Genomic DNA, 25,780 nt, shown 5'->3' with positions numbered 1-25,780 from the left:
TAGAGTTGGCTAATCATAGATGGTGATAGTCGCGGAAAACCAGGAGGGTTTTCCATGTTCACCTACGAAACCGCGGACCAGAAAGAGGTTCGTCGCTTCCGCATCGCGCAGTTCAACGGCCGGATGGCGACGGTAAGGGCTGGCGAGTCGACGGTGACCGGCTTCGTGCGTTCGGTGCTGGAGCAGGAATCGAGCATGCCTCCCCGCTGGATCATCACCATCATCCCGAACGCACCGAAGGAAGAGATCAAGCCGCTGCGTCCCGTCTCGCGCGCGCGTCCCTTCGCCGAAGACTATTTCTGAGCGCGATCGGGTTCGAGAGGTCTCTTCCGGCCTTTGTCCGCACCGCCTGGCGGCGATGCAACACGCCAGTCTCAGTCGATTGAATGCAGCAGTGCCGCACGGACGAGATCCGCGGTGTTGCGCGCACCGAGCTTGCGCATCGCCTCGGCGCGATGGCTCTCGAACGTGCGCGGACTGATCTGCATCCGAAGCGCGCCCTGCTTGTTCGAGTAGCCTTCGCTGATCAGCCTCAGCACCTCGCGCTCGCGCTTGGTCAGCCGCTTCTGGCCCGACGGGCCGAGAAGTTCGGCGCCCGGCGGGCGCTGGGCTTGCTGTGCACGGCCGACCTTCGATTCCAGGTGCTCGACGCTGGACGGGATCGGCAAACCGCCCGTGCCGGGACCGGCAAGCTGCTTGACCAGGCCGCAAACCCGCTCGGTCTGGACCAGCGCGTTCTCGACCACCCGCTGCAGATAGGCTCGATCGCCGGTCGCCGGCGCGAGTTGATCGCTGTGATGCTTGATCTCGCCCATGTAGAGCAGCAGCGCCGTCAGGGGGCCGTTGAGCTCCCGAGCGATGGCAGCGGCCATTTCGTCGGCCGCCTTGGCCCGCGCGGCGCCCAGGCGGACGAAATCGAGCTCTTCAGTCGGAGCAGCGCTGCTTTCGTACCATTCCGACGGCCGCGAATCGGTGGCCGTATCATTCTGTGACCCCATGTCACTCATTTAGCGGAACCGGGGACGGTCTGTGGTTAACTTTTTGCTCCGTAAGACTACGGTCATTTCGGCGGTTTTGCGCTAAAATGGCGACGTCGGCACAATTTGTGCTGGCGGCGTCCGGCATTCGATCCCGCAGGGGTTGAGTTTCCTGCCGAGGTCTTGGGCAAACGGCCCGAAAACTCCTTAACCGCCGCTTTGGCCCGGAGGCCGCCCCCCGGTTTTTACGGAATAATTAACGGCGGCTTGCTTCTCTTGGGAGGTTGAGAGCGCGCAAATGCCTCCACGCATTGGGCCCGCATGCCTGCGGGACACGCTGCGAAAGATTGCGTGCCATGGACGAGATCGATCGGCTGTCGGAATTCCTGCAGAGGCTGACGCCGCTGTCGCGCAGCTGTCTGCTCAGTGAGCTGGAGCGGCTCGAGCTGTGCGGCATCGACATGCCGGGCTCGGCCGACGTCCTGTCCCGCTTGCGCGCCGAGTTTCGCAAGGACGGCTCGACCCAGGCGCGCGCCACCAGTCCTTCGCGCTATTTCTTCGCGCCGCTCGAGCTGTTCCTGATCGACGGCGCGCCCGAGCACGCCAATATGGGGCGGATCTCGCGCAACACCCTCACTCCGATCTGGGAGTGGATCTGCCGCGACCTGTTGCCGACCATGGCGCGCGACTACATCAAGGCGATCGGCGACCAGGTAGCCGCCAACAATCCGAAGGAAGTCCTGAAGATCGCGTCGACCTTCCAGATCAAGGTCGTCAAGGTCCTCGAGAGCACCTTCGCTTCGGCGGAGAGCACCGAATTCGCGCGCGCCAAGCTCGCGCAGTACACGGCCTCGCGCAGCGCCTTCGACGACGTCAGGAAGATGCAGCACGTGCTGCGCGCCGGCGATGCGCTGCCGAAATTCAACGGAAAACTGCCGGAAAAAATCGCAAGGTTCGACGACGGCCAGGTTACCCAGGTCACCGCGCAGCTCGACGCCTTCAAGAAGGCTCACCCCGAGGCACTGCCCTTCGCGCTGACGCTGGTGGCAAGGCGCCTGGCGACGCCCTGGCAATTGGTACGCCTCGCCACCAAGTCCGCGGCGAGCAAGAGCCCCGCCGACGTCGCCGCCGCGCCCTATGCCTGCGTCGTTCCCATGGTGCTCGACCGGCTCGACGACAAGCGCCTCGCGCTTCGCATCGCGCTCCGGCATAACCGCGTGCTGGTCGCCCGCCACCTGCTCACCGAGGTCTACGATACCGAATATGCGCTCAAGGTGCGCATCGACGGGATCGAAAACTGCGAATGGGGAATCCGGCTCCAGCAACTGATGGACGCGATCGCGGCGCTGGTCTCCGCCGAGGTGAGCCGCTTTCCTTCCAATGTCGGCCACATTCTCGGATCGCGCCGGCTGCGCAGCCACGACACGCTCGGCGGCAAGCTGACTTATCTGGCCTGGAAGGGGCGCGACGCGATGCAGGACGGCGCGGCGGCGTTTCGCAAATTGATCGGGCAGACCTGATATCGCGCGGCGCGCTTCAATGTGCGCGCGGCAGGCACAGGAAGCGATCGAGAAATCGCCCTGACATCACGGTTCTGAACCACCAATACATCAACCGCCGCGTCGTCATTGTCGCAATCCTCGCCAGCCCACCACCGGCTGAGCCGAGCAATAGCGCAAGTGCAGCAATACACGTGTGATGCGTTTCACATTCGCGCCCGCGGGGCCGGCCGCGTTGTCGCAGAACCGCCGCGAGCGAAAGCTGCGCATGCGCGCATGGCGGGAAAGACGACGCGGTCCCGTTCACCGTCGCCGAACACTCGCCGCGCACCCCGAAAAAACCACTGATCGTAATCCTCCGATCATCTGCCGTTGCTTCGAAAGGACACACAATCGTATCGCCCGCCCCCGCCGGTCGGCGAGCCCCTCGCCTCTTGCATCGCAAGAGAGGAATTTCGTGTGCGCTGGCAGTCGTTGCGCGTGCGGTGCTCGAGTATGCAAATTCTTTTCGAACAGACTGTCGAAGATTTAGCTCGAATTGCAGGGTTTAACGTTACTCAGATAATTCAAGAACGATGTGAAGCTCTCCTTATTTGGACCCACGCTCGCCGTTTAAGAAACCGTCACGGAACGGGAGTGGTATACGATGAACGATGGGATGGTTGAGCTCGTCGGACGGAGGCCTGTGACCTTCGGACGACGTAAGGTAACGCCGCGCGCCTGCGTGGCCGACAGCAAGCGGCATCTGCGCGCCTTTCTCAGCGAGGTGCTGGAGGATCTCGGCTTCGTCACCAGCGAATGCGCCAGCGCGGACGAGCTGCAGACCGTGCTCGCCACCGACCTGCCGGACCTGATCCTGCTCGGCGTCGCCACCGACGGCATCGAGCCGGGGAGATTCCTCGAAATATTGGTGCGCGAGGCCTTTGCCGGCAAGGTTCTGGCGGTGGGCGCCCGCGAGTCGATCATCGTCAAAGCCGTGCGGCAGGTCGGCGAGGAATATGGTCTTGCCATGCTGCCGCCGCTGACCACGCCCTTTGCCGCGGACACGCTGCGCGAGCGCGTCGCCATGTTGCTGCCGGAGGAGCCGGCGCCGAGCCCGGCCGTGCATGTCGGCGAGGCTCTGCATGCCGGCTGGCTCGAGCTCTGGTACCAGCCCAAGATCGACGCGCGCACGCTGGTCCGCAGCGGTGCCGAGGCGCTGGTACGAATGCGGCATCCGACCTGGGGCGTGGTGCCGCCGGCCTACTTCATTCCGGAGCCGCACGATCCGCATCTGCGCGACCTGTCGGAGTTCGTGATCGAGCGCGCCATGCAGGACTGGCACTACCTGCTGGAGCAACAAAGCCCGGTCGACCTGTCGATCAATCTTCCCGCGTCCTATCTCACGGAGCCGCAGGCGGTGCGCGATCTCTGCCGCAGCGTGCCGACGCATCCGGCCTTCGGCGGGCTGACGGTCGAGATCGACAGCGACGAGGCGATCCGCGATCTCGATAACCTCACCGAAGTCGCGCGCGAGATCGGCCTGCACAATATCGGCCTGTCGATCGACAATCTCGGCACCAACTGGCCGGCGCTGATGGGCCTGGACAAGATTCCCTTCGTCAAGCTGAAGGCGGACCGGCAGTTCGTGACCGGCAGCGGCAACGACCGGCTCAAGCGCACGGTATGCCGCCACATCGTCGAGCTCGCGCAGGGCCATGGCGCGCGCAGCGTGGCCCAGGGGGTCGAGAGCCGCTCCGATCTCGTTGCGGCCAACGAGCTCGGCTTCGACCTCGTGCAGGGCTTTCTGTTCGGCAAGCCGATGCCGCTGAAGAAGTTCGCACGGAGCGCGCTGACGCGGACGGTGATGGGACAGGCGTGAGGCGAGGGCCTCACGCAAACCGGCGCGCGAAGAACACGCAGGCAACCACGAGCGCGGTCGCGGCTATCATGCTCCAGGCGACCGGCTCGTGCAGCAGGAGCCCTGCGAGCGCGAGACCGAAGAACGGCTGGAGCTGTTGCAACTGGCCGACGCGCGCGATGCCGCCGATCGCAAGGCCCCGGTACCAGAAGATGAAGCCGACGAACATGCTGAAGATCGAGACGTAAGCGAGCCCGATCCAGGCGGGCACGCTGACGCCGCTCCAGCTAGACGGCCAGGTCCATAGCGCGAGCGGCACCATCAGCGGCAGCGCGAGCAGGAGGGCCCAGGAAATCACCTGCCAGCCGCCGAGCCGGCGCGACAACGCGGCGCCTTCGGCATAGCCGAGCCCGCACAGCACGATGGCGGCGACCATCAGGAGATCGCCGGTGAGCGAGGCCGATCCGCCGCCGGACAGGGCGAAGCCGGCCACCGTGGCGCTGCCGAGACAAGCGAAAAGCCAGAACAGCGGCTGCGGCCGCTCGCCGCCACGCAGCACGGCGAAGATCGCCGTCGACAGCGGCAAGAGGCCGATGAAGACGATCGAATGCGCCGACGTGATGTGCTGGAGCGCGAGCGCGGTCAGCAGCGGAAAGCCGACCACGACGCCGATTGCGACGATGGTGAGGGAGGCGAGATCCTTTCGCTGCGGCCGCGCCTGCCGGAGCAGGCCGAGCACAGCCACGGCGATCAGTGCCGCGATGACCGCGCGCGCCGACGTCAGGAACAGCGCCGAGAAGCCGCCGACCGCGACGCGTGTCGCCGGCAACGAGCCGCTGAAGATGATGACGCCGAGAAGCCCGTTGCCCCAGCCGCTGCCCGCAGATTGCATGTCGGTCCCATTTTTTGAGTCGCGACATTGGGGCTTCCGCGACGACGAGACCAGTCACAATTTCACAATCCGGCAAGACCGCAGGCGGCGCCGGAATGATTGCCCGTCAATACAGCGGTTCCTCGTACACCGGCTCGCCGTCGAGCAGCAGCCGCTTGATGGCGGCGCGGCCCGAGGGCAGCACGGCAGCCACGATGCGGACCTTCTGCTGGTTGCGGGCCTGCTCCAGCTTCCGGCCCTCGCCTTCCGGCACGAAATAGCTTTCGAGACCGTATTTGATCGTGAGCTTGTCGCAGAAGGTGCGGACATTCGATCCGCAGGAATAGCTGACGCGGCCGCGGATCAGCAATTCGGGCGCCGTGACCGGCACAGGCTCGGCATGCACCGAGACGGCGGCGTAAAGGCCGTCGGCATTGGGCGCGAGCTTGACGAACACGAATGGCTTGCGCGTGTCAGCCGGCTTGCCGGCGAGCGCCCCCGCCGGCACTTCCGAGATGTCGTAGCGCAGCACGACATAGTCGCCGCGCAGGAGATCGCGCGGATCGACCGGCTGCGTCTGCAAGGTCACCTCACGGCCTTCGCGCAGGATCTGCACGCGGTCGGCGACCATCAGGACCAGCAGCACGCCTTGAATGAGGACAGCGACGCCGAACAGCACGGCTTTCGGAATGCGTTGCCAGAGTCCAGTGATAGTGCCGATCATCGTTCAGCCCTCGGCAGCATGCGATTGAGCGCGGTTGCAAAGACCACGGCAATGATTCCGGCCCCCGCAAGGAACGCCGAGCGGCCGAGCAGCGAGCCCTTCACCGCCCAGGTGATGCCGGCGATGACGCCGGCGATCCCGAGCCAGCCGGCAACGATCCGCGGACGCACCTCGTCGAGCACACCGGAGACGACGAGGCACAGCATGGCGCACAGCAGCGCGGCGTAAGCGAACCAGGGCTCGCCGGCCGTCGAGACCGGCCAGATCGGTGCGGCGATCAGCACGAGCCCGATCGCGCAGGCTGCAAGGATTTCACCTGCGCGCTTCGTGAGCATGCCGGAGACGAGCGCGAGGATCACCCCCGCAACCCCGCACAGGATCGCCCAAATCGGCTGGGCGGACACCGGGCTGGCCCGAAAGCGGATGATGTCGTCAACCGTCGTCACTTCGAGGAAAGCGACACCGGCCAGCGCAAACGCGCCGTAGGTCGACAGAACGGTCCCAAGCTGGCGCGCCCTCGGCGAGGGCATCGCTGCAATCGCAAGCCCGGCGCCGAACAACAAGGCGGCCACGTCCGCGAGCACGAAGGATGGCTGGGCGCCCTCGAACTCGAAGCGAAGCGACGTCGCGATCCACCATGGCAGCACCGCGAGCGCGACGAGGTGGGCCGCGACGCGGGAGTTCCATGCGAAGGCGAGGCCGGCGGCGATGAGCCAGACCACCAGATACGGAAGATGCAAGATTTCGGGCGCGTCGTGGATTCGCATGCAGGTCCAGATGCTGGCGGCGACGAGGCCGACCGCGAGCGCCCCGCGCGCGCCGGTCAACAATGCGGCGACGAACGCACCGATCGACCACAGCAGCATGCCGCCGGCAAAATCCTCGCCGAGATGGTACATCTGGCCGACCAGTGCGATGCCCGCGCCGAAGATGATCGCACCGATGCTGGCGCAGAGATCGGCAAGAACGTCGCGGCCCCGCGCAGCGAACCAGGCGCCGAGGCTGCCCGTGACGACCATGCCGGCCAGCAGGATCGCGAACCGCATCAGCCGCGCGATCTCCGTCCAGTGCGCGGCGACGAAGGCGAGAAACGCGGCCGCGATCAGCAAGCCGCCGACGATGCCGACGACCACGGCAATGTTGATGCCCGCAGGCAGCGGCGGCAACGCATGGCGGATCGCGACGGCCGCCGCCGGCGCAATCACGCCGTCGGCCTCCCATCGCGCAAGATCAGCTTCGAGGCGCTGCCGGTAGGTTTTGTCGAACATCGTCGTGGGATCACCTGGCGCCGGCCGGATGGCGGGACCTTGCTAGGTCGGATCGTGCGCGACGTGGGTTCAAGCAGGCGGGTGGGCCGCGGGCTTTCCGAGGGCCCGGATGACAATAATGGTGAAAACAACCCCATGCACAGTAGGCGAGGCCCGCGATATCAAGGACTTACGGGAGGCAGAAATCGGACCTCTGCACGTCGTCGATCCCCTGCGCGTCCAGCCCCGCGGCACCTTCGACATGGAGCGGCCGCATCGCCGCTCATGCCGGCAGCCAGCGCTATTGCGCCGGCAAGGGAATGCGCCGCAGGATGTCGTCGTAGGGTGCGAGGTCGAGATAGGCCGTCACCTCCGCCGCCTTGCCGTCCTGCATGCGCATGATCCACGCATAGCTGTTCGCGTAAGGCTTGCCGTCGCGCGCCACACCGCTGCCTTCCCAATGCGCGATGACGTGGTCGCCATCGGCAAAGATTCTCACGGCCGTCGGACGCACGGGCGTCGACAACCGGCTCGCGAACGGGCGCACCGCGCGATCCACGAACACATCGCGCCCCCGGAATTCGCCGGCGCTTGGTCCGGATCCCCTGATGCGCCAGACCGCGTCGTCGTGCAGCAGGTCGTTGAAGAACGTCGTTCCTCCCGCCGCCCAGCGGTCGAACGCATCGGTGACGATCCGCTTGTTGTCGTCCTCCACTGAGTTGGCCTGTCCGCAGGGCGCTGCCGTCGTCAGGGTGGATGCCGTCACGATGACTGCGTAGATGCACGACGCAAGTGCGCGATTGAACATGGTTGCCATTGGTGTCTCCCTTTTGGGTGCAAAATGTCGTCTGCCCCGAAGTGATGCACACGCGGTCGGCCAGACATCGCCGACTTGTTTCTCAGGATCTATCCGCGCCGGGCGACGGTCGCGCCGCCAAAGATGAGTTGCTCGACCATCGGACGGCGCAGGAAGCGGCCGGGAAAGATCGGCTCGGGCGCGGTCGCCTGGTCGAGGAGTGCCATCTGTTCAGGCGAAAGCGATATCCCGACCGCGCCGAAATTGTCTTCCGCCTGGTCCAGCGTGCGGGCCCCGATCACCGGCGAGGTGACCGCGGGATTCGCCAGCGTCCACGCGATTGCCACCTGCGACGACGTCGCGCCAAGCTCGGCGGCGATGGTGCGCACCACGTCCGCCGCGTCCAGCGATCGCTCGTTGAGAAGGCCGGACGAAGCGATGATCGAGGCCCGCGTCGTTCCGACGGCCCGTTCCTGGGAATCCCTGAGGTCGGCCCGCGTGTACTTGCCCGTCAGCACGCCGCCGCCGAGGGGCGACCACGGCAGCACGCCGAGGCCGAGAGCGGCCGCCAGCGGAATGAGCTCATGCTCGACCGTGCGCTCGACCAGATTATATTCGATCTGCAGGGCGACGAAGGGCGACCAGCCGCGCCAATCTGCCAGCGTCTGCAGCTGCGCGATGCGCCAGGCCGGCGTGTTGCAGATGCCGACATACTGGACTTTGCCGCTGCGCACGAGATCGTCGAGGCCGCGCATCACTTCATCCGGCTGCGTCGTCGCATCCCAGCCGTGGAGGTAGAGCAGGTCGATGCGGTCGGTGTCGAGCTGCCGCAGGCTCTGCTCCACCGAACGCATCATGTTGAGGCGGTGGTTGCCGCCTGAATTGGGATTGCCGGGATCGCGCGCCATGGTGAACTTGGTCGCCAGCACGAGACGATCACGCTTGTCCCGGGCGAACTGGCCGACGAGGCGCTCGGACGCGCCGTTGGTGTAGTTCACCGCCGTGTCGATGAAATTGCCGCCGCGGTCGACATAGAGATCGAAGATCCGCCGTGCCTCGCCGGGATCGGCGCCCCATCCCCACTCGGTCCCGAAGGTCATCGTGCCCAGGGCGAGCGGCGAGACGCGCAAACCGGAGCGGCCAAGCAGGCGGTATTGATCAAGTGCTGTCATCATTGCCTCCATCGGATGGCCAGGAGATAGCCCTCAGCGACAAATAAGAGAAGTTGGCCAATGATGACCGAGGTGGTAAGCTTTCCTAACCAATGACTGCCGACCTCAATCTCGTCGCCGTTTTCATCGCCGTCGCGGATGCCAAGAGCTTCCGCGGCGCCGCCGATCGCTTAGGGGTGACGCGGTCTGCCGTGAGCCAGGCTATCAGGCGCATGGAAGACCGGATGGGCGTGGCGCTCGTCCAGCGAACGACGCGCAGCGTCAGCCTCACCGAAGCAGGCCTGCGCTTGCATCAGCGCGTGGCACCGGCGCTGGCCGAAGTCGAACAGGCGATCAATGGCGCCCGCGACCGTGACGCACAGCCGACCGGGCAGCTGCGTCTCGCGGTGTCGTCGATCGCCGAGCGATTCATTTGCGGCCCGTTGCTTGCCGATTTCACACAGGCCAATCCCGGCGTTCAGATCGACGTCACCGTGACCGACGAGGAATTCGACATCGTGGCCGAGGGCTACGACGCCGGCGTCCGGCTCGGCGAAGTGATCGAGCAGGACATGATCGCCGTGCCGGTTTCAGCCGAGCAGCGCCAGCTCGTCGTGGCAGCTCCCGCCTATCTGGAGCAGTTTGGGGCCCCCGCTCACCCGCGCGAACTTTCGCAGCATTGCTGCATCGGCTGGCGGCCGTCGCCGCACGTGGCCCCCTACCGCTGGGAATTTGCCGAGGACGGGCGCGAGTTCGACGTCGCGGTGGAGCCAAGGATCACGACGAACGACATGTGGGTCATGGTGCGGACCGCCTGCGCGGGCGGCGGCCTGACCTTCGGCATGGAGGACACGTTCCGGCCCTATATCGAGCGAGGTGAGTTGGTCCCTCTCTTGGAGGACTACTGTCCGTTCTTCCGCGGCTTCTTCCTCTACTTCCCCGACCGGCGGAATCTTCCGCCGAAGCTGCGGGTGTTGATTGACCACGTGCGTTATCGGCCGAGCGGGAAGGGTTAGCGGCTGAAGGGTGTATCGCCGAGGTTCTGCCCGGGCGCTCCCCCTGCAGCGACAAACCCTTGTTTGGTGTATCGATCTCTGGCCCCGAACTGCCGAACATGTTTTGCTGCGGCCATGCCTGAACCAACCCGAGACCAAGTCGAGCAACTGACGCGCGCGTTCGAACGTTTCACGCGCCGGTTCAAGGTGGCCGAGGCAGTCGCTGCGGCCGACAATGCGCTCAACGCGCTCGATGCCCAGACCCTGATGTTCATCGCCGAGCATCCCGGTTGCGGCATGGGCGATGTCGCGCGCTATCTCAATGTCGCGATGACGACGATGTCCTCTGCCGTCGATCGGCTGGTGAAGAAAGACCTGATCGAGCGTCGCCGACCCGAGGACAATCGCCGCGCGGTCGCCCTGAGCGCGAACCAAAAGGGGCGCCAGGTGGTTGACGAGCAGATCGAGGGCTACCGGCAGGCTTGTCGGACCATGCTCCGGGCGCTGGAGACGTCCGAACAGGACGAACTGATCCGCCTGACTGAAAAAATTGCCGACAACGAAACTTGAATAGTACGAAATTCGTATTATCTTGGTGATGCTGCCAGAGCTTGAGGAAAGTTCGGCCCAGAGATGGAGGCGTCCATGGCTATCGTCGTCAACGGCATCGCACATCCTCCGCCCGACGATCCCAGGATTTCCCTGCTCGACCTGCTCCGGGAGCGTCTCGGCCTGACCGGGACCAAGCTCGGCTGCAACCAGGGCGGCTGCGGCGCGTGCACCGTCATCATCGACGGCGAGCGGGTGCTGTCGTGCCTGACGCTGGCCGTTCAGGCCGACGGCTGCGAGGTGCGCACCATCGAGGGTCTCGCCCCTGAAGACGGAGAGCTGCATCCGCTGCAGCATGCCTTCATCGAGCACGACGGCTTCCAGTGCGGTTATTGCACGCCGGGCCAGATCTGCTCGGCGATCGCCATGATCGAGGAATTGCGGCGCGGCGATCCCAGCTACGTCACGGCCGATCTCGCCGACGGCCCGACGGGCGCGCGACGCCAGGAGATTCGCGAGCGCATGAGCGGCAATCTGTGCCGCTGCGGCGCTCACAACGGAATCATCGATGCCATCGAAACGCTGATGGACGGAGAAGCGGCATGAGAACCTTCGCCTATCAGCGCGTCGCCGATCAGGCTGCGGCCCTGTCCGCCGCGGCCGCGGCACCCGTCCGCTACCTCGGTGGCGGCACCAATCTCGTCGATCTGATGCGGCAGAATATCGAGGCGCCCCAGGCGCTGGTCGATGTCTCGCGCCTGCCGGCCGAGATCATCGAACGACCGGACGGCGGCCTCAAGATCGGCGCGGCGGTGCGCAACAGCGCGCTGGCTGCCCATCCCGCCGTGCGTGCGCGCTATCCGATGCTGTCGCGCGCGCTGCTGGCCGGAGCCTCCGCGCAGATCCGCAACATGGCGACGGTCGGGGGCAACATCCTTCAGCGTACGCGGTGCGCCTATTTCTACGACGCGGCGGGCTCGCGCTGTAACAAGCGCGAGCAGCATGCCGGCTGCGACGCCATCGGCGGCTTCAACCGCTATCACGCGATCCTCGGCGCATCGCCGCATTGTATCGCGACCCATCCATCGGACATGTGCGTCGCGCTTGCGGCACTCGATGCGACGGTTCATCTCGCCGGCCGTGGAGGCGAGCGCAGCGTGCCCCTGACCGATTTCCATCGCTTGCCGGGCGAGACGCCTGAGATCGAGACCATCCTGCATCCCGGCGAACTGATCACCGCGATCGAGCTCACGCCAGGCCCGGCGGCCGCGCATTCCACCTATCGCAAGGTGCGCGATCGTTCGAGCTACGCCTTCGCGCTGATATCGGTCGCAGCCGGCGTGGACGTCGTCGACGGAAAGATTGGGGATGTCCGGATCGCGCTCGGCGGCGTCGCCGCCAAGCCGTGGCGCGCGCGGCAGGCCGAGAAAATGCTGCTGGGCGAGGCGCCGACGCCGGATCGCTTTCGTGCAGCGGCCGATGCCGAACTGGCGGCCGCCAGCCCATTCGACGGCAACGCCTTCAAGGTCGAACTCGCGAAGCGGACCATCGTAGCCGTGCTCGCCCAGCTGACGGGAGCGGACGCATGAGCAAGCTGCAGAATGCGATCGTCGGCGGCGTCCGCGCCGCGATGGGCTACGTTCCCGGCAGCTGGTTGCCGGGCGGCACGCCGGATCCGCTGATCGACAAGCGCGTCAACCTCGGGACACAGCAGTCACGCGTCGACGGCCCCGAGAAGGTCAAGGGCGCCGCGCGCTTCGCGGCGGAAGTTCCCATGGACGGGCTGCTCTATGCGGCTTTCGTCCACTCCACGATTGCGCGCGGGCGCATTGCCGAGCTCGAGGTCGCAGCCGCCGAGGCGGCGGAGGGCGTGGCGCTGGTGATGACCCATCGCAATGCTCCGAAAATGGCGCCGCCGCCGCCGCTCGGCCTGACGAATCTGAAAGCCGCCGGCAACAACATCCTGCCGGTGATGCAGGACGCGGAGATCCGCTGGAACGGCCAGACGGTGGCCGTCGTGCTTGCAGAGACGCAGGAGCAGGCGAACTTCGCCGCGTCGCTGGTCGTCGTCCGCTATGAAGCGGCCGCTGCGCGGACGGAGTTCGAGGCCGGCAAGGCGAATGCCCGCACGCCGGATTCGTTGATGATCGAGCGCAACCGGCTGAAAAAGGGCGATTCGGAAACCGCATTCAGGACAGCAGCCGCGGTCATAGACGTCGTCTATCGCACGCCCTGGGAAACTCACAGCCCCATCGAACCCCATGCTGCAACCATCCGTTGGGACGGTGACCGGCTGATCGTGCATGACGCCACGCAGATGTTGAACGGCACGGCCGGATCGCTGGCGAAGGTGTTCGACATCAAGGAGACGCAGGTCTTCATCAGCTCGCCCTTCGTCGGCGGCGGCTTTGGCGGCAAGGCGCTATGGGATCATCAGATCCTCGGCGCCGCGGCGGCGAAACTCGCGCAGCGGCCGGTCCGGCTGGTGCTGTCGCGGGCCAGCATGCAGCGTCTTGTTGGCGGCCGTTCGCAGACCGAGCAACGCGTGGCGCTCGCGGCCGACCGCGACGGCCGGCTGCTGGCGATTCTTCATCACGGCTATTCGGTCAAGCCGGCGCACAGCGTGACCGACGAGGCGTTCACGCTGACCAGCCGATCGCTCTACGCCGCCCGAAGCTTCGACATCGTGCAGCACACCATCGACTTGGATCTGCTCGCCAACACGTTCATGCGCGCGCCGGGCGAGGCGCCAGGGACGTTCGCGGTCGAGAGTGCGATGGACGAGCTGGCGCATGAACTGCAGATCGACCCGATCGAATTGAGACGCCGCAACATCGCCGGCTCCGATCCGGTCAGCGGTGCGCCGCATTCGCAGAGTGATCTGATGCTGGCCTACGAGCTCGGGGCAAAACGCTTCGGCTGGGAGCGGCGTCCGCCCAAGCCGCGTTCGCGGAAGGAAGGCGAGTGGTTGGTTGGCCTGGGATGCGCCTCAGGCTCGTTTCCCTACGTGCGGATGCCGGGCATGTCGGCCCGGATCACGATCGACGGCGAGGGTCGCGCGACCGTGGCGAGTGCGGCGCACGAGATGGGCATGGGCACGGCAACCGTGCAGCGGCAGCACGCCGCCGATCGCCTCGGACTACCGCTCGACAGCGTCACCGTTCGGATCGGCGACACCAGCCTGCCGTTCGGCAGCTTTGCGGGCGGTTCGTCGCAAACGGCGTCGCTCGGCGCAGCGATCAACGCGGCGAGCACGAAGCTCGCCGGCGAACTGCTGCGCCTGGCCGGCAACGACACGCCGCTGGCCGGCCTGCGGGCGAACGAGATCGAATTCGCCGATGCAGGCTTGCGCAAGATCGGCGATCCGTTGCGACATGAAAGCTTCGCATCGATCCTCAAGCGGGCGGCGCGCAACGACATCAGCGTCGTCGGCGAAAGCTCGGCGCCGCTGGAGGTGCTGAAATTCTCGATGCACAGCCGGTCCGCGATCTTCTGCGAATTGCGCGTCAGCGAGGTGACGGGGGAAGTGCGCGTCGACCGTCTCGTCGGGGCGTTCGATTGCGGTCGCATCCTCAATCCGAAGACGGCGGCCAGCCAGTTTCGCGGCGGCATGATCATGGGAATAGGCATGGCGCTGACGGAAGAGACCCTGCTCGATGAGCGCAGCGGTCGGATCATCAGTGCGTCCATCGCGGACTATCACATCCCGGCCCATCTCGACGTGCCCGACATCGACGTGCTGTGGACCGATATTCCCGATCCCCGCACGCCGATGGGCGCGCGCGGCATCGGCGAGATCGGCATCGCCGGCGTCGCCGCGGCGATCGCGAATGCCGCGTTCAACGCCACCGGCAAGCGCATCCCCGATCTGCCCCTGACGCCGGACAAGCTGCTGTTGGCTTGAGCTCGCAGGGGTCGAATGCCGGCGGCCTCGGAAAGCACCAAATATCCTTTCGGATCAAAGGGCACCGTGCTTATCGGCGATTTTCAATTTTGCTGGCGGAGAGGGAGGGATTCGAACCCCCGATAGGCTTGCACCTATGCCGCATTTCGAGTGCGGTGCATTCAACCACTCTGCCACCTCTCCTGAAGGCGCCATGTAGAGGCAGGGCCCCTGTGGTTGGGGGCGTTAATAGGCGAGGATGGCGGGCCAGACAAGGCTGGGAGGGCGAAAATCACCTCCGTTTTCGGCCGGGCCTATGGCCTCAGCCGCTGGAGCGGCAGGTTTCGGCTGCATTTCGCGCGATTTGTGCCGGGCCTCGCGGCTGGGATGTGGGGGATGAGGCGCTGCGCCCCGAGCCGAATCATCTCTGGCCTCCCCGGGTGAAGGAGCGCGACGCCTGCGGCTCATGGAGCGGGACATTCGCCTCGCGGCCATCCTTCGAGACGCCCGCCTGCGGCGGGGCCTCAGGATGAGGGGCTCGGGTCGTTGCGCGATGGTTTGCTGAAGCGATGGGGTCTTGCTGAGGAGCCCGCTCGAGCACCGAAAAACGGGGTGGGACCGCCAGACGCGGTAAATACTGGCGGTCCCGTGCCGCTCATTGAAACGCTGACCAGGAAGGGCGGCTTCGCAGGCCAGGTGAGGCGACGATTCGACCCTAGCGTGCGGCGGGCGGCCCGCAACGCAATCCGGTCCTTAACCTAACCGGTCAAGGTTACTCGGGCGCCCGCTCCGGTTACACCGGAGGGCATAACGAGCTGGGGACCGCAACCCCTCACCCGAACGGCATCTCTCGATGCCATTCGGCCTCTCCCGTCGGGAGAGGTGAACGGCCGCCGCGACCCTCGTTCGGCTTGGCCGCTTCAGTCGCCCTTCTTGCTGTCCTTGTCCTTTTTCTTCCCGTTGTCCGCCGAGTCCTTGTCCTTGCCGTTCTCCTTGCGGCGGTTGGTGAAGCGGGCATTGCCGAGGCCGGTGCCGATGGTGAGCACGCCCCAGCGATCGACGTCCTGCATGAACGGCACTTCGGACAGCCCCTGAACCACGCCGTCATTGTGCATCAGGATCGCGGTGTCATGATCGCCGATCTGCGGAATGCCCTCGAGCAGGCTCGCCGGCAGGTTGAACTTGCTGCTCTCCCAATTGCCGGGAAGATTCTGCGCGCCCTTCTCGATCGAGCCGTCCGCATTGATCACGCCCGGGCAGGCGATGCCAATGAAGGGTGCGAGCTTGTAGCCCTCTTTTTCCGCCTCCGTGATCAGCCCCTTCAGCATCTTGATCAGACGCTTCACCGCGCCTTCGCGCGTCGGCTCGTCGTCGGCATGACGCCACAATTCCGAATTCACGACCTTGGCTTTCGACAGGTCTTTTGCCTTCTTCCAGCCGGTTTCCACCAGGCCGCAGCGGATGTTGGTGCCGCCGATGTCGACGGCCAAGATGCTGTCATGGGCCTCGAAGATCCAGGAGGGCGCCAGATGCAGCGCGCCGACCAGGCCGGCTTCATCCGGATGATGGCGGATCGGCTGCAGGTCGATCTTGAAATCTTCGGATTTCAGGATGATCTCGGTGCGCGCGATCGCGAGCTCGCCGAGCCGGGAATCGCGAAAGCCACCGCCGACGACGATGCGCTCGGTCTTGGCCCAGGCCTTTGTCTTGAGGAAGCGCCGGGTGACGTAAGCAAGCTCCTGCGCAAAGTCCTCGATGGCGCTGTGCACCACCGCGGAGGCCTCGACGTCGTCGCCGATGAGGATGGCGTCCAGCGTCTTCTTGCTGATGCTCTCCGAGGGCTCCTTGCCGAACGGGTCCTCGCCTGTTTTGCGCAGCGGCTTGCGCCAGCGGTCGAGGATGTCGCGGAAGGCGCCCCTGCTGGCGCGATCGCCGAGGAAGCCGTCCTCGTCCTTTATCTCGATGTTGAAGCCGTCGACGTCCACCGACGGCAGCCGCTCGGCGCCGTGATGAGCGATGCCCGTCGTCGTCTTGACCAGTTCGTCCGTTGCCATTGAAGAGCCCTTGCCCGCTGACCTGTTCCGGCCCTGACAACGGGCTGGGAACCGGTTTGTTGCAAAGCCGTCAGAGATTTGGCTGCGGGCCGGAAGACGGGCCAAATCCTTCAAATTCCGGCAGTTTTCCTTGACTTGGCGCGGGCGGCGGCTATAAGTCCCACAGCCGGCGCGGGGCGTTTCTCGCGCCGCTTGTTTTTGCGTGGGTTTTCAATGGGATAACTCCCGCCCGCACAAAACTCGCATAAACCCATAGCGACTGGCAAAAAGCCGGCCCCGACATGACAGTCGCGAGGCCGGGATTGAACACGGAGAAAAAACGATGTTCGCAGTCATCAAAACCGGCGGCAAGCAATACCGCGTCGAGCCGGATGATGTTCTCGAAGTAGGCAAGATCGAAGGCGAAGTCGGCTCGATCATGCAGTTGAATGACGTGCTGGTGGTCGGCGGCGACACGCCGGTGCTGGGCGTTCCGACGGTCGCAGGCGCGTCCGTCGCGGTCGAGGTGCTCGATCACAAGCGCGGCCCCAAGGTCATCGCGTTCAAGAAGCGCCGCCGCAAGAATTCGCGCCGCAAGCGCGGCTATCGCGACGAGATCACGGTCTTGCGCATCAGCGAGATCCTGACCGACGGCGCCAAGCCCACCAAGGGACCGCGTCCGAAGCGGGAGAAGGTGGCGAAGGAGCCGGCAGCGGAAGCCGCCGAGTAACGCAAAATCGATCACGCCAATTCACGAATTGATGCGTGAGAAATTTTGAAATGATTCCGTCAAGGAATTGATCTAGACATACGCAGGATTTCGGAGACGGGCCATGGCTCACAAAAAAGCAGGCGGTTCATCGCGCAACGGACGCGATTCCAAGGGCAAGCGCCTCGGTATCAAGGCGTTCGGCGGGGAAGTTGTGATTCCCGGCAACATCATTGCGCGTCAGCGCGGCACCACCTGGCACCCCGGCCTTAATGTCGGCATGGGCACGGACCACACTCTGTTCGCCAAGATCGAGGGTCGTGTCACGTTCCAGGCCAAAGCCAACGGCCGCACTTTCGTATCGGTACTCCCGATCGCAGAGGCTGCTGAATAGACGGTGGATCAAATTGGAGTCCGCCGGTCCCACTGAACCGGCGGAGTCCAGATCATCGAGATCGAAGGCTCCAGGGGAGGCGGGAAACCGGCCTCCCCTTTTCTTTTGACTTGCTCACTTTGACTTAGTGACTTTCACGGAGCCGGACATGTTGCAGGATTTCTCGAGCGTGACCTTGGCCGAGGCGAGACCCAGCGTCGTCGCCACGGAGCGGCTGACCTTGCGGCGGCCGACGCTTGCCGACGTCAGGACCATCGCCCGGCTCGCCAACGACCGCCGCGTCGCGGAAAACACCCGCCGCCTGCCGCATCCCTATTCGCAGGACGACGCCGTCGAATTCGTCCGCGCCACCGCCGCGCTCGGCAGCGAAACCGTGTTCCTGATCGAGCACGACACCGGGCCGGTCGGCATGGTCGGCATCGACTGCTCAAGGCCCGGCGATGCCGAGCTCGGCTATTGGCTCGGCGTCGAGCATTGGGGCCAGGGCTTCGCCACCGAGGCCGCGCGCGGCGCGATCGACTTCTTCTTCGAGGAGTTCGAGGACGAGCATCTCCATGCCGGCGCGCGCGTCACCAACCCGGCCTCGCGCAAGGTGCTGGAGAAGTGCGGCTTCCAGTGGAGCGGCGTGCAGCTGCACCGCTTCCTGGCGCTGGGCTCGTCGACGCCGGTCGACTGCTTCCGCCTGTCGCGCGGGGTGTGGGCCTCGCTGAAGAGCTGGAGCAGCGCGCGGCGGGTGCGGTAGGCGAAGGCGCCGCGACATTCACAACTGTCGTCCCTGCGAACGCAGGGACCCATAACCACAGGGCGGCGTGTGAGGCAAAACTCCCACCCCGAGTCTTCGCAAAACCTCTCCCTGTGGGTATGGGTCCCGGATCTGCGCTTCGCTTGTCCGGGACGACAGCGGGGGTGGGGCTACGCCGGCGGATTCACGTCCGCAGGCGCGCGCCCCAAATCCCGCTCGCGCAGATAGATGTAGAACCCGGCGCCGATGATGATGGCGGCGCCGATCAGCGTCGCCATGGACGGCACGTCGCCGAACACGACGAAGCCGAAGATCACGGCCCAGACGATCATCGAATATTGATAGGGCACCACCACGCTCGCCGGCGCGAGCTTCAGCGACCGGTTGACGCAGAACAACGCCGTGACGGAAACGAGCCCTGCGGCGGCGAAGATCACGAGGCTGCCCGATGTCGGCGGCACCCAGTGAAACGCCGACAGCACCGCACCCAGCGAAAACGTTCCGACGAATTGCGAGGACGCCATCACGATGTCGGGCGTCTTGCGCAGGCTGCGCGTGATCAGCATCAACGTCGCGAATGACAGGCTGCCGCCGAGCGCGATCAGGGCCGGCAGGCTGACGGTCTGCGCCGACGGCCGCAGCGCGATCAAGACGCCGCAGAAGCCGATCAGGATCGCGGTCCAGCGCCGCCAGCCGACCTTCTCGCCCAGGAAGATCGCCGACATCGCGGTGACGAAGATGGGCCCGGCGAGATAATAGGTGATGACGTCGGCCAGCGGCAGGTAAACGGTCGCAAGGAAGAAGGCCGCCACTTCCAGCGTCGAGAGCACGACGCGAACGAATTGCAGGCGCGGCCGCTCCAGATGCAGGAACTGGTGACGCTGCTTCCAGATCAGCGGCGACAGCAGCAGCAGCGCCGCCCAGGCGCGCAGAAACAGGAGCTGTCCCACCGAATAGGTCCCGACCAGGAATTTGCCCATGGCGTCGCCGAACGAGAACATGAAGATCGACAGCACCATGAGCCCGATGCCGGCCAGGCGCGCGGAGCGATCGTCATAGGCGGAGAGAGATTTGAAGAAGGGCATTGATTGCACTGTCGGGGGTCGTCGTTGCGAGCGCAGCGAAGCAATCCAGACTCTTTCCGCGGCGGCAGTCTGGATTGCTTCGCTGTGCTCGCAATGACGGCAGAGAGAGCGTCAGGAAACCGGCAAATCGAGTCGCTAGCGGCCGTTTTAATGACGTGGGCGCGCTGGACAAGCCCGCAACGCCGAATTGAACGGATTGTCGCACTCTTCGCATCGCGGTAGCGATAGAGCCGCACCGACAAAAGAGCTTTTGACATGACTGATTTCGATCCGGCCCGGCACCGCATGATCCCCACGCAACGCTGGTTTGAGGATTTCGTCGTCGGCGAACGCTTCGTGCTGCCGAGCCGGACCCAGACCTCGGCGATCTTCGCGGCGTTCCAGACCGCGAGCGGCGATACCCATCCCGTGCACTACGATCTGGAATATTGCCGCAGCCGCGGCATGCCGCATTTGCTCGCCCACGGCTTCCAGACCCTGATCCACACCGCGCCCGGCGCCGGCCTGTTTCCGTTCATGGTCGAGGAGTCGCTGGTCGGCTTCCTCGAGCAATCGAGCCGGTTTCTCAAACCTGTTTTCGCCGACGACACCCTCTATCCCGCGCTCGAGGTCACCGAGCTGGTGCCGGGCCGTACCACCGGCGTGGTGACGCTGGGCAGCACGATATTCAACCAGCGCAGGGAGCTGGTGCTGGACGGCCTGCAGAAATTCCTGATCCGGCGGCGGCCGGAAGGTTAAGCAACGGACGAAATCGCGAGAAATTCGGCCGATTTGCGGGTCCATCCGGGTTGCCGCGCGGGGACGGCTGGCCTACCTATGGCCCATGAAATTCCTCGACGAAGCAAAGGTCTATATCCGCTCCGGTGACGGCGGGAACGGCTGCGTGGCGTTCCGCCGCGAGAAGTTCATCGAATTCGGCGGCCCGTCCGGCGGCAATGGCGGCCGCGGCGGCAACGTCATCATCGAGGTCGCCGACGGCCTCAACACGCTGATCGACTACCGCTACCAGCAGCACTTCAAGGCCCAGAAGGGCGAGAACGGCTCAGGCTCGGACCGCCACGGCGCCAACGGCAAGAACATCGTGCTGAAGGTTCCCTTGGGCACGCAGATCTTCGACGAGGACCGCGAGACGCTGATCCACGACTTCACTGAGGTCGGCGAGAAGTTCGTGCTGGCCGAGGGCGGCAATGGCGGCTTCGGCAACGCGCATTTCAAGACCTCGACCAACCGCGCGCCGCGCAACGCCAATCCCGGCCAGACCGGCGAAGAGCGCTGGATCTGGCTGAGGCTGAAGCTGATTGCCGACGCCGGCCTCGTCGGCATGCCCAATGCCGGCAAGTCGACCTTCCTGTCCAAGGTCAGTGCGGCACGGCCGAAGATCGCCGACTATCCCTTCACCACGCTGCATCCGCAGCTCGGCGTCGTGAACGCCGACGGCCGCGAGTTCGTGCTCGCCGATATTCCCGGTCTGATCGAGGGCGCGCATGAAGGCACCGGCCTCGGCGATCGCTTCCTCGGCCATGTCGAGCGCTGCCGCGTGCTGCTGCATCTCGTCGACGCCACCTGCGAGCATGCGGGGAAGGCCTACAAGACGGTGCGCAAGGAGCTCGATGCCTATGGCGGGCTCTTGACCGACAAGATCGAGATCGTCGCGCTGAACAAGATCGACGCGGTCGAGCCGGACGAATTGAAGAAGCAGAAGGAGCGGCTGAAGCGTGCGGCCAAGAAGACGCCGCTGCTGCTGTCCGGCATCACCGGCGATGGCGTCAAGGAAGCCTTGCGCGCGCTCGTCGCGGTGATCGGCGAGGCCCCGGTGTCGGCCAAGGCGAAGAGCGCGGCCGAGGCGGAGCCCTGGTCGGCGTAGTCTCATTGTCCCTGCGAACGCAGGGACCCATACCGCGAGATCTCTCGATTTGCGGATGATCGCAGTACCGAACTACGAATCTGCGCCAAACTACTCCCTAGGGTTATGGGTCCCCGCGTTCGCGGGGACGACAGTCGAGCGTGGAGCGGACGACACTCGCATCACTTGCCTTCGCGCCTTCGATATCGCAGCATCAAACAATCAAGAAAATGCAGGGATGACGCATGGCGCGCGCGAAGAACGTTCTCTGGATCATGTGCGACCAGCTTCGCTATGATTATCTCGGCTGCACCGGCCATCCCACGCTGAAGACGCCGAACATCGACGCCATGGCCAAGCGCGGCGTGCTGTTCAGCAAGGCCTATGTGCAATCGCCGATCTGCGGGCCGTCGCGGATGTCGTTCTACACCGGCCGCTATATGCGCTCGCACGGCTCGCACTGGAACGGCTGGCCGCTGCGCGTCGGCGAGCCCACGCTCGGCGATCACCTCAAGAAGATCGGCGTGCGCAACGTGCTGGTCGGCAAGACCCACATGGCCCCCGATATCGAAGGCATGAAGGCGCTCGGCATTCCCCCGGAATCCGTCATCGGCGTGCACGTCGCCGAATGCGGCTTTGAACCTTACGAGCGCGACGACGGCCTGCATCCGACCGGCCGGCCCCGGCCGAAATACGACGAGTATCTGCGTAAGCACGGTTTTGACGCCACCAATCCCTGGGAGCATTGGGCCAATTCCGGCGCGGCCGACGACGGCTCCCTGCAGAACGGCTGGCTGCTGGTGCATGCCGACAAGGCCGCGCGCGTGCCGGACGAGCATTCCGAGACGCCCTATATGACGCGGCGCGCCATGGACTTCATCAGCGAAGCCGACACCGACGGCCGGCCGTGGTGCCTGCATCTGTCCTACATCAAGCCGCATTGGCCCTATATCGCGCCAGAGCCTTACGCCAGCATGTATTCCACCAATGACATGATTCCGGTGATCCGCTCGATGCGCGAGCGGCGGAATCCGCATCCGGTGTTCGGCGCGTACATGGACATGCGCTACTCCCGCAACATGGCGCGCGATGAGGCCCGCGAGAAGGTGATCCCGACCTATATGGGCCTGATCACGCAGATCGACGACCAGATGGGCGTGCTGATGAAATTCCTGGAGGCGCGCGGCCTGCTGGACAGCACGATGATCGTGTTCACCTCCGATCATGGCGATTATCTCGGCGATCACTGGATGGGCGAGAAGGATTTGTTCCACGAACAGTCGGCGAAGATCCCGCTGATCATCATCGACCCCTCCGGGGAAGCCGACGCCACGCGCGGCACGCGCAGCGATGCGCTGGTCGAGGCGATCGATCTTGCGCCGACCTTCGTCGATTATTTCGGCGGCAAGGTACCGGGCCACATCCTCGAGGGACGCTCGCTGCTGCCGCTGCTGCGCGGCTCCACACCGCCGGACTGGCGCAAGGTCGCGTTCTCCGAATACGACTACGCCATGCAGGACGTGCGGCTGAAGCTGAACCAGCCGATCGAGCGCTGCCGCCTGTTCATGGTGTTCGACGGCCGCTGGAAGTACATCCACGCCTCCGGCTTCCGGCCGATGCTGTACGATCTCGAGAACGACCCGGAAGAGTATCTGGATCGCGGCGACGATCCCGAATGCGCCGGCATCATCGCGCGGCTCCAGGCCGAGCTGTTCGACTGGGCGCTGCATCCGAGCGGCCACATCACCACGCCGCGCGAGAAGATCGCGGCTTATGCGGACAACCAGCTCCAGGTGAAGAACGGCGTCCTGATCGGCATCTGGGATGAGAAAGAGCTCGCGGCGATCAAGGACGGGATCACGCAGCGCGCGAAGATGTAGACCCTCATGGTGAGGAGGCGCGCCAGCGCCGTCTCGAACCATGCGGGCCGCTGCGGCAGCCGGGCCTTTCATCCTTCGAGACGCCGCTACGCGGCTCCTCAGGATGAGGAAGAAGAGCGAGCGCGGCTCTCTCAGCTCGTCATGCCCGGGCTTGACCCGGGCATCCACGTCTTGCGTCGATCGCTGAAGCGCGTGGATGGCCGGGTCAGGCCCGGCCGTGACGGCGGAGCATGACGCGCGGGCGGCGACTCAATTCGTGATCTTGTAGCCCGTCGCCTTCACGATCGGCTGCCACAGCGCGATGTTCGCGGCGAGCTCCTTGGTCAATCCGTCCGGCGTCGAGCCGACCGGAATGAGTCCGATCGCCGTCAGCTTCTCCTTCACCTCGGGCTTGGCGAGCGCGGCGCTCGCGGCCGCGCCGAGCTTGCTCGCAAACTCCGGCGGGCTGCCGGCGGGGAGCCACATGCCGTACCAGGCATCGGCAACGAGATCGATGCCGCTCTCCTTCAGCGTCGGGACCTCGGGTGCGAACGGCGAACGTTCCGCACTGCTGACCCCGACGATCCTGACGCCCTTGGCGCGATGCTGAGGCAGTGCATCCGCCAATGTCACGATGCCGAACGAGAGATGGCCGCCGATGAGGTCGTTGAGGATCGGCGCGCTGCCGCGATAGGGCACGCGGGTCAGGGGGATGCCGAGATCCTTCTCGAGCTTGGAGCCCATGAAGTGCGGAATGGTGCCGTTGCTCGGCACCCCGAACGAGGTCTTGTCCGGATGCGCCTTCAACCAGGCGACAAATCCCTTGAAATCCGTGGCGTCGATCGCCGGGCCGATCACGACGGCAAATTCGAACCGCGCCAGCAGCGATACCGGCATGAAGTCCTTGGCCGTGTCGAAGCTCGGCGTCGTCTCCACCATCGGCAGCAGATACATGGTCGGCCCCGTCGTCACCAGCACCATGCTGCCATCGGGGCTTGCGCCCTTCACCGCCTTGATGCCGATCAGGCCGTCACCGCCGGTGCGGTTCTCGACCACGATGGTCCGCTGCAGCGCTGGCGCCATCTCCTGCGCAATCAACCGACACAACGTGTCGCCGCCCGCGCCGGCCGCGAACGGGAAGATCATTTTGCTCAGTCCCGCCTGCGCTTGCGCCTCACCCGTTTGCGCCAGCAGCGGCAGGCCAAGAGATCCCGCAAGAGAGCCTCCAAGACATCCGGTCATGAATTTGCGGCGATCCATTCGTTTCCCCCTTTGGCCCATTTTTGGTTGGCATCAATTAGAACCAGAGCCGCGTCCACGACAAGGCCCACATTCGCCGTTTACCATCCGGCCCGCCTTGCGCCGGCCATCGTCCTGCTGCAAAAGCGGGCCTATCGGCGCCGCTGTCTCGCTCCGCCGTTTCCAATGCAGAGCAGATCGTCCAGGCGCACTATGGCCAGCCCCGAACTCAGTCAATTCCGCCGCATCGTCGTCAAGGTCGGCTCAGCGCTGCTGGTCGATTCCGACAGAGGCGAGGTACGGGCGTCCTGGCTGGCGGCGCTGGCCGACGACATGGCCAAGCTGCACCGCGAGGGCCGCGACGTCCTCGTCGTCTCCTCCGGCTCGATCGCACTCGGCCGCAGCCGGCTTAAATTGCCACGCGGCCCGCTGAAGCTGGAAGAGAGCCAGGCCGCTGCCGCGGTCGGCCAGATCGCGCTGGCGAGGATCTGGTCGGAGGTGCTCGGCGCCCACGGCATCGGCGCCGGCCAGATCCTGGTGACGCTGCAGGACACCGAGGAGCGCCGCCGCTATCTCAACGCCCGCTCCACCATCGGCAAGCTGCTGGAGTGGCGCGCCATCCCCGTGATCAACGAAAACGATACGGTGGCGACCAACGAGATCCGCTACGGCGACAACGATCGCCTCGCCGCGCGCGTCGCCACCATGGCGAGCGCCGACCTGCTGGTGCTGCTGTCCGACATCGACGGGCTCTACGATGCTCCGCCGAAGAACAACCCGGACGCCAAGCTGATTCCGGTGGTCGAGAGCATCTCCTCGGAGATCGAGGCCGTGGCGGGCGATGCCGAGTCCGAACTGTCGCGCGGCGGCATGCGCACCAAGGTCGAGGCCGCCAAGATCGCGACGACAGGCGGCACGCATATGCTGATCGCCTCCGGCAAGATCGAGCATCCCCTGCAGGCGATCGCCGATGGCGGTCGCTGCACCTGGTTCCTGACGCCGGCCAACCCCATCACCTCGCGAAAACGCTGGATCGCGGGCACGCTGGAGCCGAAGGGCACCTTGACGATCGATGCCGGCGCCGTGACGGCGCTGCGCGCCGGCGCCAGCCTGCTGCCGGCCGGGGTGATCAAGGTCGAAGGCCAGTTCGCCCGCGGCGATGCCGTGATCGTGCGCGGCCCCGACGGCAGCGAGATCGGCCGCGGCCTGATCGCTTATGACGCCGAGGTCGCCGAGCGGATCAAGGGCCGCTCCTCCCCGGACGTGATGGCCATCCTCGGCATCAGCGGGCGGTCGGAGATGATCCACCGCGATGATCTGGTGGTGGGCGGGTAAGGCGCCCGC

General features: G+C 65.3%; 24 protein-coding genes and 1 tRNA gene. 15 read left to right on the top strand and 10 right to left on the bottom strand.

Going from position 1 to position 25,780, the window contains the following annotated elements:
* Positions 1 to 54 precede the first annotated feature (54 nt).
* Positions 55 to 303, top strand: a complete 249-nt coding sequence (locus RX330_RS02165) for a hypothetical protein (protein ID WP_212081929.1) — start codon at positions 55 to 57, stop codon at positions 301 to 303.
* A gap of 71 nt (positions 304 to 374) precedes the next feature.
* Here RX330_RS02165 and RX330_RS02160 read toward each other — a convergent pair whose 3' ends face one another.
* Positions 375 to 998: a LuxR C-terminal-related transcriptional regulator gene (locus RX330_RS02160; RefSeq protein WP_317241921.1), complete on the bottom strand. Its 624-nt coding sequence runs from the start codon at positions 996 to 998 to the stop codon at positions 375 to 377.
* A 335-nt stretch (positions 999 to 1,333) separates the two neighbouring features.
* Here RX330_RS02160 and RX330_RS02155 point away from each other — a divergent pair, with 335 nt between their 5' ends.
* Together RX330_RS02155 and RX330_RS02150 are read left to right on the top strand one after the other, a co-directional pair.
* Positions 1,334 to 2,497 (top strand): hypothetical protein, encoded by a 1,164-nt coding sequence (locus RX330_RS02155; protein WP_317241920.1) that lies wholly within the window; start codon positions 1,334 to 1,336, stop codon positions 2,495 to 2,497.
* Between the two features lie 625 nt (positions 2,498 to 3,122).
* A complete protein-coding gene (locus tag RX330_RS02150; protein WP_317241919.1) occupies positions 3,123 to 4,337 on the top strand; it encodes an EAL domain-containing response regulator in 1,215 nt (404 codons plus the stop codon).
* 10 nt (positions 4,338 to 4,347) lie between these two features.
* Here RX330_RS02150 and RX330_RS02145 read toward each other — a convergent pair whose 3' ends face one another.
* From RX330_RS02145 to RX330_RS02125, 5 genes are all read right to left on the bottom strand, one after another.
* Positions 4,348 to 5,208, bottom strand: coding sequence for a DMT family transporter (locus RX330_RS02145; protein WP_317241918.1), 861 nt, complete (start codon positions 5,206 to 5,208; stop codon positions 4,348 to 4,350).
* Positions 5,209 to 5,314: 106 nt separating this feature from the next.
* Positions 5,315 to 5,911: a GDYXXLXY domain-containing protein gene (locus RX330_RS02140; RefSeq protein ID WP_317241917.1), complete on the bottom strand. Its 597-nt coding sequence runs from the start codon at positions 5,909 to 5,911 to the stop codon at positions 5,315 to 5,317.
* A complete protein-coding gene (locus RX330_RS02135) occupies positions 5,908 to 7,179 on the bottom strand; it encodes a DUF2157 domain-containing protein (RefSeq protein ID WP_317241916.1) in 1,272 nt (423 codons plus the stop codon). The genes RX330_RS02140 and RX330_RS02135 overlap by 4 nt, the downstream gene beginning before the upstream one ends.
* Before the next feature lie 280 nt (positions 7,180 to 7,459).
* Positions 7,460 to 7,975 carry a nuclear transport factor 2 family protein gene (locus RX330_RS02130; RefSeq protein ID WP_317241915.1) on the bottom strand — a complete coding sequence of 172 codons (516 nt, stop codon included), beginning with the start codon at positions 7,973 to 7,975 and terminating at the stop codon, positions 7,460 to 7,462.
* Positions 7,976 to 8,064: 89 nt separating this feature from the next.
* A complete protein-coding gene (locus RX330_RS02125; protein ID WP_317241914.1) occupies positions 8,065 to 9,126 on the bottom strand; it encodes an aldo/keto reductase in 1,062 nt (353 codons plus the stop codon).
* Between the two features lie 92 nt (positions 9,127 to 9,218).
* Here RX330_RS02125 and RX330_RS02120 point away from each other — a divergent pair, with 92 nt between their 5' ends.
* The 5 genes from RX330_RS02120 to RX330_RS02100 all read left to right on the top strand — a co-directional run bounded on the left by RX330_RS02120 (position 9,219) and on the right by RX330_RS02100 (position 14,553).
* Complete coding sequence (locus RX330_RS02120) at positions 9,219 to 10,121, top strand: LysR family transcriptional regulator (protein ID WP_317241913.1); 903 nt, start codon at positions 9,219 to 9,221, stop codon at positions 10,119 to 10,121.
* A 186-nt stretch (positions 10,122 to 10,307) separates the two neighbouring features.
* A complete protein-coding gene (locus tag RX330_RS02115) occupies positions 10,308 to 10,670 on the top strand; it encodes a MarR family winged helix-turn-helix transcriptional regulator (RefSeq protein WP_317241912.1) in 363 nt (120 codons plus the stop codon).
* 75 nt (positions 10,671 to 10,745) lie between these two features.
* A complete protein-coding gene (locus tag RX330_RS02110; RefSeq protein ID WP_317241911.1) occupies positions 10,746 to 11,255 on the top strand; it encodes a (2Fe-2S)-binding protein in 510 nt (169 codons plus the stop codon).
* The gene (locus tag RX330_RS02105; protein ID WP_317241910.1) at positions 11,252 to 12,238 is read left to right on the top strand and encodes an FAD binding domain-containing protein; all 987 of its coding nucleotides are present in this window, start codon (positions 11,252 to 11,254) and stop codon (positions 12,236 to 12,238) included. Before RX330_RS02110 ends, RX330_RS02105 begins: the two co-directional genes overlap by 4 nt.
* 41 nt (positions 12,239 to 12,279) lie before the next feature.
* The gene (locus tag RX330_RS02100) at positions 12,280 to 14,553 is read left to right on the top strand and encodes a xanthine dehydrogenase family protein molybdopterin-binding subunit (RefSeq protein WP_375848035.1); all 2,274 of its coding nucleotides are present in this window, start codon (positions 12,280 to 12,282) and stop codon (positions 14,551 to 14,553) included.
* Positions 14,554 to 14,646: 93 nt separating this feature from the next.
* On the opposite strand, the gene RX330_RS02095 is transcribed toward RX330_RS02100, so the two are convergent.
* Positions 14,647 to 14,736, bottom strand: a tRNA-Ser gene (locus tag RX330_RS02095).
* A 716-nt stretch (positions 14,737 to 15,452) separates the two neighbouring features.
* Positions 15,453 to 16,586 carry an ROK family protein gene (locus RX330_RS02090; RefSeq protein WP_317241908.1) on the bottom strand — a complete coding sequence of 378 codons (1,134 nt, stop codon included), beginning with the start codon at positions 16,584 to 16,586 and terminating at the stop codon, positions 15,453 to 15,455.
* Between the two features lie 322 nt (positions 16,587 to 16,908).
* On the opposite strand from RX330_RS02090, the gene rplU reads away from it, so the two are divergent.
* The 3 genes from rplU to RX330_RS02075 all read left to right on the top strand — a co-directional run bounded on the left by rplU (position 16,909) and on the right by RX330_RS02075 (position 18,410).
* Complete coding sequence (gene rplU / locus RX330_RS02085; protein WP_317241907.1) at positions 16,909 to 17,295, top strand: 50S ribosomal protein L21; 387 nt, start codon at positions 16,909 to 16,911, stop codon at positions 17,293 to 17,295.
* A gap of 103 nt (positions 17,296 to 17,398) precedes the next feature.
* Positions 17,399 to 17,668, top strand: a complete 270-nt coding sequence (rpmA, locus tag RX330_RS02080) for a 50S ribosomal protein L27 (RefSeq protein WP_011083253.1) — start codon at positions 17,399 to 17,401, stop codon at positions 17,666 to 17,668.
* Positions 17,669 to 17,816: 148 nt separating this feature from the next.
* The gene (locus tag RX330_RS02075; protein ID WP_317241906.1) at positions 17,817 to 18,410 is read left to right on the top strand and encodes a GNAT family N-acetyltransferase; all 594 of its coding nucleotides are present in this window, start codon (positions 17,817 to 17,819) and stop codon (positions 18,408 to 18,410) included.
* A gap of 170 nt (positions 18,411 to 18,580) precedes the next feature.
* On the opposite strand, the gene RX330_RS02070 is transcribed toward RX330_RS02075, so the two are convergent.
* Complete coding sequence (locus RX330_RS02070) at positions 18,581 to 19,495, bottom strand: DMT family transporter (RefSeq protein ID WP_317241905.1); 915 nt, start codon at positions 19,493 to 19,495, stop codon at positions 18,581 to 18,583.
* A 255-nt stretch (positions 19,496 to 19,750) separates the two neighbouring features.
* Here RX330_RS02070 and RX330_RS02065 point away from each other — a divergent pair, with 255 nt between their 5' ends.
* The 3 genes from RX330_RS02065 (at position 19,751) to RX330_RS02055 (ending at position 23,218) form a co-directional block, all read left to right on the top strand.
* On the top strand, positions 19,751 to 20,233 hold the full coding sequence (locus RX330_RS02065; protein WP_212081969.1) for a MaoC family dehydratase: 483 nt from the start codon (positions 19,751 to 19,753) through the stop codon (positions 20,231 to 20,233).
* A gap of 85 nt (positions 20,234 to 20,318) precedes the next feature.
* On the top strand, positions 20,319 to 21,359 hold the full coding sequence (gene obgE / locus RX330_RS02060) for a GTPase ObgE (RefSeq protein ID WP_317241904.1): 1,041 nt from the start codon (positions 20,319 to 20,321) through the stop codon (positions 21,357 to 21,359).
* Between the two features lie 224 nt (positions 21,360 to 21,583).
* Positions 21,584 to 23,218 carry an alkaline phosphatase family protein gene (locus RX330_RS02055; protein WP_317241903.1) on the top strand — a complete coding sequence of 545 codons (1,635 nt, stop codon included), beginning with the start codon at positions 21,584 to 21,586 and terminating at the stop codon, positions 23,216 to 23,218.
* 249 nt (positions 23,219 to 23,467) lie between these two features.
* Here RX330_RS02055 and RX330_RS02050 read toward each other — a convergent pair whose 3' ends face one another.
* A complete protein-coding gene (locus tag RX330_RS02050; protein ID WP_317241902.1) occupies positions 23,468 to 24,457 on the bottom strand; it encodes a Bug family tripartite tricarboxylate transporter substrate binding protein in 990 nt (329 codons plus the stop codon).
* A gap of 192 nt (positions 24,458 to 24,649) precedes the next feature.
* Between RX330_RS02050 and proB the strand changes: the two genes are divergently transcribed.
* Positions 24,650 to 25,771 (top strand): glutamate 5-kinase, encoded by a 1,122-nt coding sequence (gene proB / locus RX330_RS02045; protein ID WP_212081984.1) that lies wholly within the window; start codon positions 24,650 to 24,652, stop codon positions 25,769 to 25,771.
* Positions 25,772 to 25,780: the final 9 nt, after the last annotated feature.

It is taken from the genome of Bradyrhizobium sp. NDS-1, from assembly GCF_032918005.1.
Taxonomy (GTDB): domain Bacteria; phylum Pseudomonadota; class Alphaproteobacteria; order Rhizobiales; family Xanthobacteraceae; genus Bradyrhizobium; species Bradyrhizobium tunisiense.
This window is presented reverse-complemented; position numbering and strand designations above follow the sequence as displayed.